At 71.8% G+C, this 13,739-nt stretch carries 11 protein-coding genes; 3 read left to right on the top strand and 8 right to left on the bottom strand.

Going from position 1 to position 13,739, the window contains the following annotated elements; translation table 11 throughout:
- The first annotated feature begins 132 nt into the window (after positions 1 to 132).
- The 3 genes from K2224_RS16335 (at position 133) to K2224_RS16325 (ending at position 4,718) form a co-directional block, all read left to right on the top strand.
- Complete coding sequence (locus K2224_RS16335; RefSeq protein WP_221907235.1) at positions 133 to 912, top strand: ABC transporter ATP-binding protein; 780 nt, start codon at positions 133 to 135, stop codon at positions 910 to 912.
- A gap of 78 nt (positions 913 to 990) precedes the next feature.
- A complete protein-coding gene (locus tag K2224_RS16330; RefSeq protein ID WP_221907234.1) occupies positions 991 to 3,597 on the top strand; it encodes an ABC transporter permease in 2,607 nt (868 codons plus the stop codon).
- A 149-nt stretch (positions 3,598 to 3,746) separates the two neighbouring features.
- The gene (locus K2224_RS16325) at positions 3,747 to 4,718 is read left to right on the top strand and encodes a hypothetical protein (protein ID WP_221907233.1); all 972 of its coding nucleotides are present in this window, start codon (positions 3,747 to 3,749) and stop codon (positions 4,716 to 4,718) included.
- A 262-nt stretch (positions 4,719 to 4,980) separates the two neighbouring features.
- Here the strand turns inward: K2224_RS16325 and K2224_RS16320 are convergent, their stop codons facing one another.
- The 8 genes from K2224_RS16320 to K2224_RS16285 all read right to left on the bottom strand — a co-directional run bounded on the left by K2224_RS16320 (position 4,981) and on the right by K2224_RS16285 (position 13,707).
- Positions 4,981 to 6,177, bottom strand: coding sequence for a M6 family metalloprotease domain-containing protein (locus K2224_RS16320; RefSeq protein ID WP_221907232.1), 1,197 nt, complete (start codon positions 6,175 to 6,177; stop codon positions 4,981 to 4,983).
- A gap of 46 nt (positions 6,178 to 6,223) precedes the next feature.
- On the bottom strand, positions 6,224 to 7,489 hold the full coding sequence (locus K2224_RS16315; RefSeq protein WP_221907231.1) for an alpha/beta fold hydrolase: 1,266 nt from the start codon (positions 7,487 to 7,489) through the stop codon (positions 6,224 to 6,226).
- A gap of 183 nt (positions 7,490 to 7,672) precedes the next feature.
- Complete coding sequence (locus tag K2224_RS16310) at positions 7,673 to 8,395, bottom strand: GntR family transcriptional regulator (RefSeq protein WP_221907230.1); 723 nt, start codon at positions 8,393 to 8,395, stop codon at positions 7,673 to 7,675.
- Positions 8,396 to 8,442: 47 nt separating this feature from the next.
- Entirely contained in the window at positions 8,443 to 9,825 is a 1,383-nt protein-coding gene (locus K2224_RS16305; protein ID WP_221907229.1) for an aldehyde dehydrogenase, read from the bottom strand.
- Positions 9,822 to 10,826 carry a proline racemase family protein gene (locus tag K2224_RS16300; RefSeq protein ID WP_221907228.1) on the bottom strand — a complete coding sequence of 335 codons (1,005 nt, stop codon included), beginning with the start codon at positions 10,824 to 10,826 and terminating at the stop codon, positions 9,822 to 9,824. The genes K2224_RS16305 and K2224_RS16300 overlap by 4 nt, the downstream gene beginning before the upstream one ends.
- A gap of 50 nt (positions 10,827 to 10,876) precedes the next feature.
- A complete protein-coding gene (locus K2224_RS16295; RefSeq protein WP_221907227.1) occupies positions 10,877 to 11,788 on the bottom strand; it encodes a dihydrodipicolinate synthase family protein in 912 nt (303 codons plus the stop codon).
- Between the two features lie 76 nt (positions 11,789 to 11,864).
- Entirely contained in the window at positions 11,865 to 13,412 is a 1,548-nt protein-coding gene (locus K2224_RS16290) for an NAD(P)/FAD-dependent oxidoreductase (protein WP_221907226.1), read from the bottom strand.
- Positions 13,393 to 13,707 (bottom strand): (2Fe-2S)-binding protein, encoded by a 315-nt coding sequence (locus K2224_RS16285; protein WP_221907225.1) that lies wholly within the window; start codon positions 13,705 to 13,707, stop codon positions 13,393 to 13,395. The genes K2224_RS16290 and K2224_RS16285 overlap by 20 nt, the downstream gene beginning before the upstream one ends.
- Between the last annotated feature and the right edge of the window lie 32 nt (positions 13,708 to 13,739).

Below are 13,739 nucleotides of genomic sequence, written 5' to 3'. Positions count from 1 at the left end.
CGTGAGGGCGACGCGGCAGCGGCGGGTCCGCCCTGTTGGCAGGCGGTGTATTCACGACCTGCGGGCGACGGATTCGAGGGTGTGCCGCGGCCACGATGGTCGGGAGTTCGCACCCCCCTTCCAGGAGCACCCATGCCGCTGCATGCCACTGCCACCGCCCGCCTCCGCGCCCCCTCCGTTGCCGCTCGCGCAACGCGGCTGACCAAGGTCTACGGCGAGGGCGACACCCGCGTCGTCGCCCTCGACTCGGTGACGGTGGAGTTCGGGCGCGGTCGGTTCACCGCGATCATGGGCCCGTCCGGCTCGGGCAAGTCGACGCTGATGCACTGCATGGCGGGGCTGGACGCCGTATCCGGCGGGTCTGCTCGGATCGGTGACACCGAGCTGGCCGGGTTGAAGGACCGCCAACTCACCAGGCTGCGGCGGGAGAAGATCGGCTTCGTCTTCCAGTCGTTCAACCTGCTGCCCACGCTGAACGCCCTGGAGAACATCACGCTTCCGCTGGACATCGCCGGTCGTGAGCCCGACCCGGAGTGGTTGGAGCTGATCGTGGGGACGGTCGGCCTGGCCGGGCGGTTGCGACACCGTCCGTCGCAGCTGTCCGGCGGTCAGCAGCAGAGGGTCGCCGTGGCCCGTGCGCTGGCCGGACGTCCGGAGATCATCTTCGCGGACGAGCCGACCGGCAACCTCGACTCCCGTTCCGGCGCGGAGATCCTGGGCTTTCTGCGGGACTCCGTACGGGAGTTGGGGCAGACGGTGGTGATGGTCACCCACGACCCGGTCGCCGCCTCCTACGCGGACCGGGTGGTCTTCCTCGCCGACGGACGCGTCACCGACGAACTGTCCGCCCCTGCCCCCGAGGCCGTGCTGGACCGTATGCGGCTCTTCGACACCAAGCGACGGACGAGCTGAGGCGGCCCACAGCCGCCCTCGGCCCCGTACTCCGTATCCGCGCTCCGCCACTTCACACCCAGGACTGAACCGGCCACCATGCTGCGTACCGCCCTGCGCAACGTCCATGCGCACAAAGCCCGATTGATCATGACCGCGCTCGCGGTCCTGCTCGGCGTCGCCTTCGTCTCCGGCACCCTCGTCTTCGCCGACACCACCGCCAACGCCTACCGCAACGCCGCGGCCCAGAGCCTCAAGGGCGTGGCCGTCTCCGTGCAGGCGGATGAGACCGGCACTGCTCCCGATACGGCGGGCGGCGCGGCCGGTAAGGCCACCGGCGCCCTCGACACCGCGCTGGCGCGGAAGATCCGCCAACTGCCCGGCGTCGACTCGGTGCGCCCGACCGTCCACGGTCAGGCCACCCTGGCCGGCAAGGACGGCCGCCCGGTCGACGCCGACACCAGTGGGCAGGACCTGGCCACCAACTACCTGCCGGGCAAGGACGGCAAGGACAGCCGCTTCCCGCTGAAGGAAGGGCGCGGCCCCGCCTCCGAGGACGAACTGGCCCTGGACGCCAGGACCGCCGCGAAGGCCGGCTACCGCATCGGTGACACCGTCCGCTTCGCCATCGACGGGCCCGCGCTGACCGGGAAGCTGGTCGGCATCGTCTCCACCGACGACCCCCAGGCCACCGCTGGGGACACCCCCTCCGGGGGAGGCACCCGCACCCTCTTCGACACCCGGACCGCGCAGAAACTGTTCCACCACCCCGGACGGTTCGACGAGATCGCGGTCGCGGCCCGCACGGGGACCGACGAGCACACGCTGACCGAACAGGTGCAGGCGCTGCTTCCCAAGGAGGGCGCCAGGGCCGTCAGCGGGACCCAACTGGCCGCCGAGCAGTCCGCCCGGATCGCCGAGAACACCGGATACCTCACCAAGACGCTGCTGGTCTTCGCCGGCATCGCGCTGTTCGTCGGCGTGTTCCTCATCGCCAACACCTTCACCATGCTCATCGCCCAGCGCAGCCGGGAGATCGCGCTGCTGCGGGCCGTGGGCGCGGCACGCCGCCAGGTCGTCCGCTCCGTCCTCGTCGAGGCGGGTCTGCTCGGCCTCGTGGCCTCCGCCGGCGGATTCGCGCTCGGCCTCGGTATCGCCGCCGCCATGCGTCCGCTGCTCAACACCACCGGTGCCGGGCTGCCCGACGGACCGCTGGTCATCACGCCGGCGGCCCCGCTGGCCTCGCTCGCGGTCGGCGTCGTCATCACCGTGCTGGCGGCCTGGCTGCCGTCCCGCAAGGCCGCGAAGATCGCCCCCGTGGCGGCGCTCAGCAGCGTCGACCAGGCTCCGCCCGCCCGCGCCCTGATGGTCCGCAACGTGCTCGGCAGCCTGCTCACCGGAGCCGGGGTGCTGGTGATGCTGTACGTCTCCACGCTCAGGACCAGCAAGGAGTCGAACCTGATGGCCGCGATGCTCGGCGGCGTACTGACCCTCGGTGGTGTGATCGCGCTGGCCCCGCTGCTCTCCCGGCCGCTGATCACGCTGGCCGGCAAGGTCACCACCCGCTTCTGCGGCGTCAGCGGAAAGCTGGCCAGGGAAAATGCGCTGCGCAATCCGCGCCGCACCGCCGCCACCGCGTCCGCCCTGATGATCGGGCTCGCCCTGATCACCGGTCTGACCGTCGGCGCGCACTCCGCCCAGCACGCCATGGCCCAGGAGGCCACCCAGGGGCTGACCGCCGACTACAAGGTCAACTACAGCACCGCCCGCGGGCTCGCTCCGGACGCCGTCGGCAAGGTCGCCCGGGTACCCGGGGTCGCCGCGGCCGCCCCCGTCACCACGGCGCAGTTGGGCACCCATGGCCGGTCCGCCGTCATCACCGGCACCGACCCGGAGGCGTTCGGCAAGACCGCACGGCTCGACTTCCGCGCCGGCTCACTGCACGACGTCGGCCCCGGGAGGATCGCGGTCTCCGACGACTTCGCAGCGCGAGCCGGACTCAAGGCCGGCGCCACCCTCGACGCGGAGATGGGCGACGGCACGGCCGGCGGAAAGGCAGCGAAGCGGAAGCTGACGGTCGTCGGCATCTACGCCAAGACCCGCACCGTCGACGACGCCCTGGGCACGCGTGCCGACGTCCTTCCCTACTCCGTGACGAAGCAGTTCGACAACCTGCTGGTCAAGGCCGAGCCCGGCAAGGCCGCCGGCCTGGAGCGCACGATCCGCGCCGCGCTCGGCGACAGCCCGCTGCTGAAGGTCCGCTCCCAGGAGCAACTCGTCAAGGACCACAACGAGCCGGTCACCACCGTCCTCAGCATGATGTACGGGCTGCTCGGCATGGCCGTCGTCATCGCGATCCTCGGCGTCGTCAACACCCTGGCCATGTCGGTCTTCGAACGTACCCGTGAGATCGGGATGCTGCGCGCCATCGGTCTCGACCGCTCCGGCGTCCGGCAGATGGTCCGGCTGGAGTCGGTGGTCATCTCCCTGTTCGGCGCGGTCCTCGGGATCGGCACCGGCGTCTTCCTGGCCTGGGCCGCAGGCGGCCTGACCACGAGCTCGATGCACGCGTACGAGACGGTCCTGCCGTGGGGGAGGCTCGGCACGTTCCTGCTCCTGTCCCTGATGATCGGTGTCCTGGCCGCCATCTGGCCGGCGCGCCGAGCCGCCCGCCTGAACATGCTGCGCTCCGTTCAGTCGAGTTGAGCCCCGGCTCAGGGACGCCCCCTTCCCCCGGGACGCCCGACAGCGGCGTGACCAGCCCTGAACAAGCCCGCACAAGCCCTCTGAAGAACGGCGCGGCCGACCGGCGGCCGACGCCCGAGCAGTGCCCGACAAGTAAAAAGGAGATCCGCGTGTCCACACATCGCACAGCCCCGGCTCGTCGAGGCTCACGGAAGGGCGCCCTGGTGGCGGGAGCCCTCGCCACCACCTTCCTCACCGGCATATCGCTGATCAGCACCCCCACCCCGGCCCACGCCGACGACGGCAACACCTACTTCAAGACCGAACAGGAAGTCGTCGCCTTCCTCAGCCGGAGCGCGCCGCTGAACCAGAACGAGGCCATCAAGGGCTACCCGGTCGACGGACAGGACCCGCAGCAGGTCAAGCTCGCCGACGTCGAGAAGGTCTACCCGCACGACCAGGCGCTCAAGGACGCCCCGGCCAAGCTGGGCAGTGGATTCGACCTCGCACGGTCCGCCCCCACCGAGCACGGTCCGTCCCTCACCACCGAAGGCCCCGACATCCGCAAGAGCAGCAGCGACGACAAGGAGCCGTGGCTGAGCAACTGGGACGCCAAGTCGATGTGCGGCCAGCCCAGCCACAACCCCGGTGGCGAGTCGATGCCCTGCGGCTTCGTCGGCGTACTCGACCAGAAGTACCCGACCATGCAGACCTCGGCAGGGGTGATGGGCAAGGCGTCGTTCGACTACAAGTACGGGGCCACGGTCGGCCAGGACACCAGCCGGACCAGTGGCTGGTCCGTCGGCGGAAAGGTCACCTCGCAACTGAACACCCCCGGTGGTCCGGGCGGCGGCAACGCCGGTACCGAGCTCAACTTCACCTACAGCGAGTCGACCACCACCACCAACAAGTGGACGACCATGGTGGAGCAGACCAACAAGTACGAGGTCCCCGACCGCGTGAACGGCTGGGTCGAGGGCCGCGCCAACGGCGGCAAGTACATCGGGTACATCGTCTACAAGCTCGACTTCACCAACGCCAGCGGCGAACGCAGGCAGAAGATGGTCCTCATCCCGGCCCGTGTCCTGATCCAGGCGCCCGGCAACTCGGTTCCCATGACGTTCGTCAAGCGCCAGGGATAGCAGCGGCAGCACACCTGCACGCGCAACCGAACACCCCGGCGTACGCGTCGAGTTGCTGATCGCCGACGGTGACATCGTGTGCATGTCCAAGTCGTGGTGACCGTCCCGGGGTTGTTCCCCGACTCCTCCATCCCCCTTCGACGAGTCGGGGAACAACCTGTCCCTGGTTCGCCCGCGGTCGTCATGGCCAGGGGCGGGCCATGGTGCGCATGCGGCGTTCTTCCGGCCGTCGCGGGTACTGCGCACGTGGTTCCCGAGAGACCTACGACCTGCGGAGTTTCACCGCATCCCCTGCCGCGCCACCCGCGAGAACGTCGATGCGGACGTCGTTGTCCGGGTCCGTGAAGTGTTGGCCGGGCGTGTACGCCGCGAGGTCCAGGGGGGTGCAGCCGGCTCGTGGCTTCGCGGACGGGTGGCCGTTCATGACGCGGACCGGACCCTCGCCGGTCCGGGTCGCGGAGTCGACCTTGTAGATGAGGACGCCGCGCGAGCACGCCTGTGCGTCGTGGCCCTGGGCCCTGCGGGACTCCGCGACGTACGCCGTCGTCGCCCCGGTGCGCAGCACGGCGATCTTGGTGCCGCCGCGTCGTTCCACCGGGGTCAGGCGCACGGTGCGTCGGCCGGGCGCGGCCAGGCAGGCGACCTGGGCATCGCGGGTCCAGCCGAGCTTCCAGGAGTGCCAGCCCAGGTACTGGGGTGCGGGGCCGGCGATGTTGCCCATGACGTCCCAGCCGCCGACGTACTGGTGGGTGGGGCCGGTGAAGGAGTAGAGGTCGGGCAGGCCGAAGGTGTGGCCGGTCTCGTGGTCGGCGACCCTGGGGCCCCAGTGCCACATGTCCTGGCCGAAGGTCACGGCCCACTTGATGCGGGTGCCGTCGGCGGTCACTCCGGGCGTGGTGGGGTCGTAGAGGTAGGTCGGGGAGAAGGAGATCGCGGAGGCCGCCCTGGTGGGGACGACGTAGACCATGTCGTAGCGGGAGAAGTCCGCGTACGGGTCGGCGGCGGTGACCGCGTCGCGTAGGTACTTCTCGTGGGCCTCGAAGGTGAGGCCGCGCCGGAATCCGTACGAGTCCGAAGTCGCCGGCATGCGGACCCAGCGGTGCAGCGCGGTGAGGGCGAGGCGTGTGTGCCCGTAGCTGGCCGTGCGCATCCAGTCGGCGGCGGGGGCGAGTTGGGCCGCGTACTTCTCTGTGGAGTCGGTGGCCCTGGCGTCGGGGAAGTCCACGAACAGCATCAGGACGCGCCTGGTTCCGGTGGCGCGCTGGAACCGGGTGCGGTCGGTGTCATGACCCTCGTCGGTCCATCTGGTCCTGCCGGGCAGCGCGCAGTCGGCGGCGAGGGACGAGGGACGTGGGGTCGGCGGTGGCGCGGCCCCGTTCGCCGATGCGGGGGCGGCGAGGCAGGACGCGAGGGCGAGAGCCGCGGTGCAGGCGCGCAGACGTGTGGGGACGTGGGACATGGCACTCCTGTCGTGGGAGGGAGGAGGGGAGCGCGGGGCGGGAGGACTACGCGCGGCCGGCGGCCAGGTCCATCAGGCGGGCGAGGACCCGGCCGTTGGAGGCGGTGACGCCGTCGTGCTCCCATTCGTTGGTGACCCAGGCGCGGGTGGCGCCGACGTCCTGCGCCGTGCGCAGCGAGAGTCCCGCGTCGACGTACATGTCGTCGTGGTAGACGACCGCGGCCAGGGGGACCTGGTTGGCGGCGAGGCGTTGGGGGTCGTAGAGCAGGGGCCAGTCGGTGCGCTGGGCGAGGAGGTCCGCGGCGTCCGCGAAGGGGCGCAGGCCCTTGATCTCACGGAACATCCAGGGGTAGATCATTTCCCCGGTGAGGAGGAGGGGGTCGGCGTCCTCGGCGAACTCGGGGAAGTCGGTCAGTGACCGGTCGGCGGCCCAGGCGGTCGGGCCGGCCCCCTGCCCGTACAGCGTCTCCTGCATGACGGCGTACAGCGGGTTGTCGGTGAAACCGGTCAGGGACTCGACCTGGTGGAGGAAGGTGTCGGCCAACTCGCCGTCCGCGTCCAGGGATTCGTCGAGCAGCCAGTGGAGGCGTTCGAAGCCGTCGCCCACCCCGAGGACGAGGCCGAGGGTGCGCAGACGGCGGGTGGTGAGGCGGTCGCCGCCGGGCAGTCGGACGTCGTCGGACGGGAGAAGGTCCGCGATCTTGCGCAGTCGGGCGGCGTCCTCGGGGTAGCGGGCGTAGAAGTCGCGGACCCGGTCCCGTACCCGGGGGTAGGTGCGGTGGTAGACGTCGTCCGCGGTCGCGGTGAGTCCGGGCAGGCCGCCGGTGACGTAGCAGGCTCGCAGGCCGTGGGGGGCCTGGGAGAGGTAGGTGAGGGTGATGAAGCCGCCGTAGCTCTGGCCGAGTGTCTCCCAGGGCTCGTCACCGCACAGTTGCCTGCGGATCAGCTCCGCGTCGGCCACGATGGCGTCGGCGCGGAAGTGGGCCAGGTGGGCGGCCAGTTCGGCCGGAGAGGCGAACCGGGAGGCCGCTTTGGCGGTGACCGGAGTGGAGCGGCCGGTGCCGCGCTGGTCGAGGAGGAGCACCCGGTGGCTCTTGAGCGCCTGGGGCAGCCATCCCGGCGATCCCGCCGAAGGACGGGGGGCCTTGCCGCCGGGGCCGCCCTGCAAGTAGAGGAGCCAGGGCAGTTGGTCCTGCGTGCGGGCCGGGTCGACGACCTCACGTGCGAACACCTGGAGGGTCGGGCCGTCCGGAAGTGAGTGGTCCAGCGGGACGGTGAAGACGTGATCGGTGGTGGCATGAGCGGGGTTCATGGTGCTGCCCTTTCACAATGTGGCACGGCGGGGGAGGAGCCGGGGACGGAGGCATCGGTGAGGTGTGACATTGCATATCTGGGCACAGGCCAGCGTGCCTCGGCCGGCCGCTTCCGGGGAGCCCTCGTTCGGGCATAGCGCGGCGTTATGAAAGGCCCTCCGCCGTCTCAGTGGCTCATCGCCTCAGGAGGGACGCTTCCCGGAACGCCGCGTCGCCCCCGTGGTTTCGGCCGGGGAGGAGCCGCCGCTGCCGGCCCACAGGGAGCGGACGTGGCCCAGGTGCCTGGCCATGCACCGCTCGGCCTTCTTCGTGTCGCCGGCGAGCATCAGGTCGAGTAGTTCCAGGTGTTCCTCGGCCGAGGGGATCAGTTCACCGCGCTTGTCGAGGGCGGTGAGGCCGTACAGGCGGGAGCGCTTGCGCAGGTCGCCGACGGTCTCGACGAGACGGTCGTTGCCGGAGAGCGCGAGGAGCGAGAGGTGGAACTGCCGGTCGGCCTCCAGATAGCCGATGAGGTCGTGATCACGGGCGGCCCGCACGATCTCCTCGGCGACCGGCCGCAGCGCCTCCAGCTCCTCGCGGGTGGCGGTGCGGGCGACTCGGCCGACCGTGGGGATCTCGATGAGTGCGCGGATCTCGGTGTACTGGTCGAGGTCGCGCTCGTTGACCTCGGTGACCCGGAAGCCCTTGTTGCGGACGGGCTCGACCAGGCCCTCGCGGGCCAGGTCGAGCATCGCTTCGCGTACGGGCGTGGCGGAGATCCCGAAGTCCTCGGCGAGGACCGGAGCCGAGTACACCATGCCCGGACGAAGTTCGCCGGAGATCAGGGCGGCGCGCAGGGCGTTGCTCACCTGGTCGCGCAGCCGCTCCCGGCCTGCGTTGAGGTCGCGGTGCTTCAGGTGCCCCATGGCGCTCATGATCCCTTCGGTCCGATCTGGACCGCCACCGTACAATGTCACGTTGCCTTGGCGGGCGACAGGGTGTAGGTCCGGGTGGAGGTGTAGAACTCCAGCGCCGCCCGGCCCTGTTCACGCGGCCCGTGGCTGGACGCCTTGGTGCCGCCGAACGGCAGGTGGAAGTCGACGCCCGTGGACGGTGCGTTGATCCGGATCATTCCGGTGTCGAGCCGGTCCAGGCCGCACAGCGCCGCGTCCAGATCAGCGGTGTGGACCGACGTGACCAGGCCGTACGGCACGGAGTTGGTGAGGTGTACGGCGTGGTCGAGGTCGTCGGCGGGCTGTAGTACGGCGAGTGGGCCGAAGACCTCTTCGCGCAGGAGGCGGTGCCCCGGTGGGACCTTCTCGACCAGGGTCGGGGCCGCGTACCAGCCGGGCCCGTCGGGTGCCGTTCCGCCGGCCACCGGGCTCAGTCCCTGCCGTGCGTCGCCGACCTGGTCGCGGGCCGCTGCGCTGATCAGCGGCCCACTCACGGTCGCCGGGTCGGCCGGATCACCGACGGGTACGGCTCGCAGGGCCGCGGCGAGCGCCTCGCGCAGCGGGGCGAGGGCCGCACCGACCGCGATGACGCGGCTGGTGGCGGTGCACTTCTGACCCGCGTACCCGGCGATGGCGGCGGCGAGGTGGGCCGCGGCCCGTTCGATGTCGGCGTCGGGGAGGACGATCGCCGCGTTGAGGCCGCCCATCTCGGCCTGGACCGGGACGCCCCGTTCCGTGGCGGCGCGGGCGACGTTCCGACCCACGGCGGTCGAGCCGGTGAAGGAGACGACATCGGCGGTGCAGACGAGTGCCTGGCCTTCGGTGGCCCCGCCGGGCAGGACGGTGAACACCTCATCGGGTAGCGCCTGTCGGACGATGTCGGCCAGGCGCTGCGCGCAGGCGGTGGCCTCGGGCGCGGGTTTGAGGACGACCGCGTTGCCGGCGGCGAGCGCCGGGGCGGCCTTCCAACTGGGGATGGCGAAGGGGAAGTTCCAGGGCGTGACCAGTCCGGCCACGCCGTGCGGGCGGCGGCGGGTGAGCAGCAGGCCGGGGCCGGCGGCGGTCTCGTGGACCGCGCCGACGGGTTCGTACGGGGCCTGGGCGTAGTAGCGCCAGATCGCGGCCGTGCGGGCGACTTCGGCGCGGGCCTCGGTGAGCGGCTTGCCCACTTCGCGGACGGCGAGTGCGGCCAGCTCGGCCGCGGCGGCGTCGATGGCGGCGGCGACCGCGCCGAGCGCGGCGGAGCGGGCGGCCGCCCCGCCGCGCAGCCAGTCGGGCTGGGCCGCGCGGGCCCGCTCCACGGCGCCGGCCGCCCCCGAGGCGCCGGGCGCCGGGATCCGGAGCAGGACGTCGGAGGGGTCGGCCGGGTTGTGCGAGGTGATGGGGGAGGCGGCGTCGGTCACAGCAGGAAACCTCCGGGGAAGGGGTCGTCCGGGTCGAGGAAGTACTGCGCGGTGCCGGTGATCCAGGCGCGTCCGGTGACGGTCGGTACGACGGCGGGCAGTGCGCCGACCGTGGTCTCCTCGATCAGACGGCCCGTGAAGCGGGTGCCGATGAAGGATTCGTTGACGAAGTCGCGGCCCAGGGGAAGTTGACCGCGTGCGTGCAGCTGGGCCATCCGGGCCGAGGTACCCGTTCCGCACGGGGAGCGGTCGAACCAGCCGGGATGGATGGCCATGGCGTGCCGCGAGTGGTGGGCGTCGGAGCCGGGAGCGGTGAGGTAGACGTGCTTGACTCCGGCGATCTCCGGCCGCTCGGGGTGCACGGGCCGCTCCGGCGAGGCGTTGATGGCGTCCATGACGGCGAGTCCGGCGGCCAGCAGGTCGTCCTTGCGGGCGCGGTCGAACGGCAGCCCCAGCGCGTCGAGTTCGACGAAGGCGTAGAAGTTCCCGCCGAACGCGAGGTCGTGGGTGACCGTGCCGTGGCCGGGGACCTCGACCCTGCGGTCCAGGGCGGCGCAGAAGGCGGGGACGTTGGTGAGCGTGACGGAGGTGGCGGCGCCGTCCGCCACCCGTACGTCGACGCTCACCAGTCCCGCCGGGGTGTCGAGCCGGACGGTGGTGACCGGTTCGGTCACCGGCACCATGCCCGTCTCGACCAGGACGGTGGCGACCCCGATCGTGCCGTGCCCGCACATCGGGAGGAGCCCGGAGACCTCGATGTAGAGGACCCCGTAGTCGGCGTCGGGGCGGGTGGGCGGTTGGAGGATGGCGCCGCTCATGGCGGCATGACCACGTGGTTCGTACATCAGGAGCGTCCGGAGGTGGTCCATGTGCTCGATGAAGTACGTCCGCCGCTCGGCCATGGTGGTCCCGGGGATGACGCCGACGCCGCCGGTGATCACGCGGGTGGGCATGCCCTCGGTGTGGGAATCGACGGCGTGGAAGACATGGCGGGTGCGCACGGGCTTCCTTTCGGTGGGCAGGTGCTCTGGTCGATGAGCGGGTGACGCGGTCAGCGGTGGCCGTCGGCGACGGCCTTCTGGGTGGCGGTCCGCACCGCCGCCTCGGTCTGTCCGGTGAGCGGCGAACGCGGCGGGCGGGTGGGTCCGCCGCGCCGCCCGACGAGGTCCATGGACAGCTTGATGGACTGCACGAACTCCGTCTTGGAGTCCCAGCGCAGCAAGGGGTGCAGGGCCTTGTAGAGCGGACGGGCCGTGGCCAGGTCGCCTGCCACGGCGGCGTGGTACAGCGTGGCACAGCTGGCGGGGAAGGCGTTGGGATATCCGGCGATCCAACCGACGGCGCCGGCCAGGGCGAGTTCGAGCAGGACGTCGTCGGCACCGATCAGCAGATCGAGCCCCGGGGCGAGTTCGGCGATCTCGTAGGCCCTGCGGACGTCGCCGGTGAACTCCTTCACGGCGACGATGCTGCCGTCCTGGTGCAGGTGGGCCAGCGTGCCGGGGGTGAGGTCGACCTTGGTGTCGATGGGGTTGTTGTAGGCGACGACCGGCACCCCGACGCGGGCGACCTCGGCGTAGTGGGCGCGCACGCCCGACTCGCCGGCCCGGTAGGCGTTCGGGGGCAGCAGCAGCACCGAGCCGCAGCCCTCGCCGGCTGCCTGCTCCGCCCAGCGCCGGGCTTCGCCGCTGCCGTAGGCGGAGACGCCGGGCATGACCCGCGCCCCGTCGCCCGCTGCCTCGACGGCGGTGCGGACGACGCGGGCCCGCTCCTCGTCGGTGAGGGTCTGGTACTCGCCGAGCGAGCCGTTGGGCACGACGCCGTCGCAGCCGTTGTCGATCAGCCAGCGGACGTGTTCGGCGTAGGCGTCGTGGTCGACGGAGAGGTCGTCCCGCAGGGGAAGGGCGGTGGCGACCATGATTCCGCGCCAGGGACGGTCGGCGTTCCAGGTGGGGGAGACGGTCATGTCGACAGAACACCTTTCTATGGAATGTGGCATTTCACTTGAGGGTGTGGCGCCTAGGGAAGGAACTGACCGGCGGTCAGCTGTCGCCGGGAGAGGCGTCGGGCTCGAACGTGGTCGTGGTGTGGCCCCCGGGGTCGTCGGCAGGGCCCTCTGACTCGGTGACGAGCGGCATGGTGGGGTCATCGAGCGTGGCGAGTGCCGAGAGCGGGACGGGAGTGGCGAACGGGCGGCGTTCGGCCGGAGGCTCGGCGGTTCGGCCGCGGGCAGCGAGGCAGGCCACCGCCGCACCGCACATCCGGCCCTGGCACCAGCCCATACCGGCTCGGGTGAGCAGCTTGACGGTGCGTCCGTCCCGCGCCCCGAGATCCTCGACTGCCTCCCGGATCCGCCCGGCGGTGACCTCCTCGCAGCGGCACACGTCGGTGTCGTCGGTGAGCCAGCGCGGCCACCCGGGGGCGGGCGCGTGGACGGCGGCCATCGCGTCGGCGAACGCGCGCATCCGCTCCCGGCGGCGCCCGAGCTCCCGGACCCGGCCGGCATGGGCGGGACGTCCGAGGATGCGTGCGGCTACCGCCACTGCCGCCAGTTCCCCTTCCAGTCGGGCCAGTTGGGCCCCGCCCACCCCGCCGGCCTCACCCGCCGCCCACAGGCCGCGCACCGACGTCTCCTGGAGACCGTCCAGGGCCAGGGCCCGGGTACCGTCGGGCAGCGGGCGGGTGGCGCAGTCGAGCGCCGTGGCCAGCTCGATCTGGGGGACGAGGCCGTGGCCGACGGCCAGCGCGTCGCAGGCGATCCGGCGCCCCGTCCCCCGTACGGGGCGCCAGTCGCGATCGAGACGCGTGACGGTGACGGCCTCCACCCGATCCGTGCCGTGGACCTCGGTGACCGCGCTGCGCGGCCGCAGTCGCACCCGGTGCCGCAGCAGTGCCGCGCCGTGGATCAGTGCCTCTGCGGCCTTGTGCGGGTTGGTGGCCAGTGCCCGCGGATGCCGGGCGTAGCGCAGATAGCCGGATGCCTCGACGACGGCCGGCACCCGCGCGCCGGCGGCGGCCAGGGAGGAGGCCACCGCGAGCAGCAGGGGGCCGCTGCCCGCCACGACGACCCGCCGTCCCGGCAGCACCAGACCCGACTTGAGCATGGCCTGGGCGCCGCCGGCCCCCACCACACCGGGCAACGTCCATCCGGGGAAGGGGAGTTGACGCTCGTAGGCGCCGGTCGCCAGCAGCACCGCACGGGCCCGTACGCGCACGGGGCGCTCACCACCGCCGTCGGCGCCGGTGACGGCGTGTACCGCCCACAGCCCGTCGCCGGCCCCGCCACCGACACCCTCCTCGTCGTCCTTCGTCACGCTCCACACGTGGTGCCCGGGAAGATGACGGACATCGCTCCGGGCCAGCCGTCGGCGCAGGTCGGTGTAGGCGGACCAGTCATGGTGCAGGGCCTCGGGCCGGACGGCCCCCAGGGTGGGAGCCGGGGTGCGGTAGAACTGTCCGCCCGTCTGCACGGAGGTGTCCAACAGGGCGACGGACAGCCCGAGTTCACCGGCCGTGACGGCTCCGGCGAGACCGGCGGAGCCGGCACCGATCACGGCCAGGTCGTACGGTTCAGACGCCGAGAGCGGCACGGCCGTGTCCTTCCTGAGTGGTGATGGTGTCGCCGGGCCGGGCCGGAACCAGGCAGGCCCGCCGGTTGGGCTCTCCGTTGATGGTGGCGAGGCAGTCGTAGCACTGGCCGATGCCGCAGAACGCGCCCCGCGGGCGTCCGCCGACTCGTGTGGTACGCCAGGCCAGGATCCCGGCTCCCCACAGAGCGGCGGCGACGGACTGGCCGGGCAGAGCGGTCACGGCACGGCCGTCGAAGGTGATCCGGAAGGGCGGACCGGGCTGAGCGCCGACCAGTTCGGCGGGGGTACGGGCCATGGCTCCTCCTCTCATGACTCATCGGACAGACG

It is taken from the genome of Streptomyces sp. BHT-5-2 (assembly GCF_019774615.1).
Classification (GTDB): Bacteria; Actinomycetota; Actinomycetes; order Streptomycetales; family Streptomycetaceae; genus Streptomyces.
This window is presented reverse-complemented; position numbering and strand designations above follow the sequence as displayed.

Bases quoted from the DNA above. Each gene is read 5' to 3' on its own strand.
- K2224_RS16335 (WP_221907235.1), top strand. From the start codon at position 133: ATGCCGCTGCATGCCACTGCCACCGCCCGCCTCCGCGCCCCCTCCGTT.
- K2224_RS16330 (WP_221907234.1), top strand. From the start codon at position 991: ATGCTGCGTACCGCCCTGCGCAACGTCCATGCGCACAAAGCCCGATTG.
- K2224_RS16320 (WP_221907232.1), bottom strand. From the start codon at position 6,177: ATGTCCCACGTCCCCACACGTCTGCGCGCCTGCACCGCGGCTCTCGCC.
- K2224_RS16315 (WP_221907231.1), bottom strand. From the start codon at position 7,489: ATGAACCCCGCTCATGCCACCACCGATCACGTCTTCACCGTCCCGCTG.
- K2224_RS16310 (WP_221907230.1), bottom strand. From the start codon at position 8,395: ATGGGGCACCTGAAGCACCGCGACCTCAACGCAGGCCGGGAGCGGCTG.
- K2224_RS16295 (WP_221907227.1), bottom strand. From the start codon at position 11,788: ATGACCGTCTCCCCCACCTGGAACGCCGACCGTCCCTGGCGCGGAATC.
- K2224_RS16285 (WP_221907225.1), bottom strand. From the start codon at position 13,707: ATGGCCCGTACCCCCGCCGAACTGGTCGGCGCTCAGCCCGGTCCGCCC.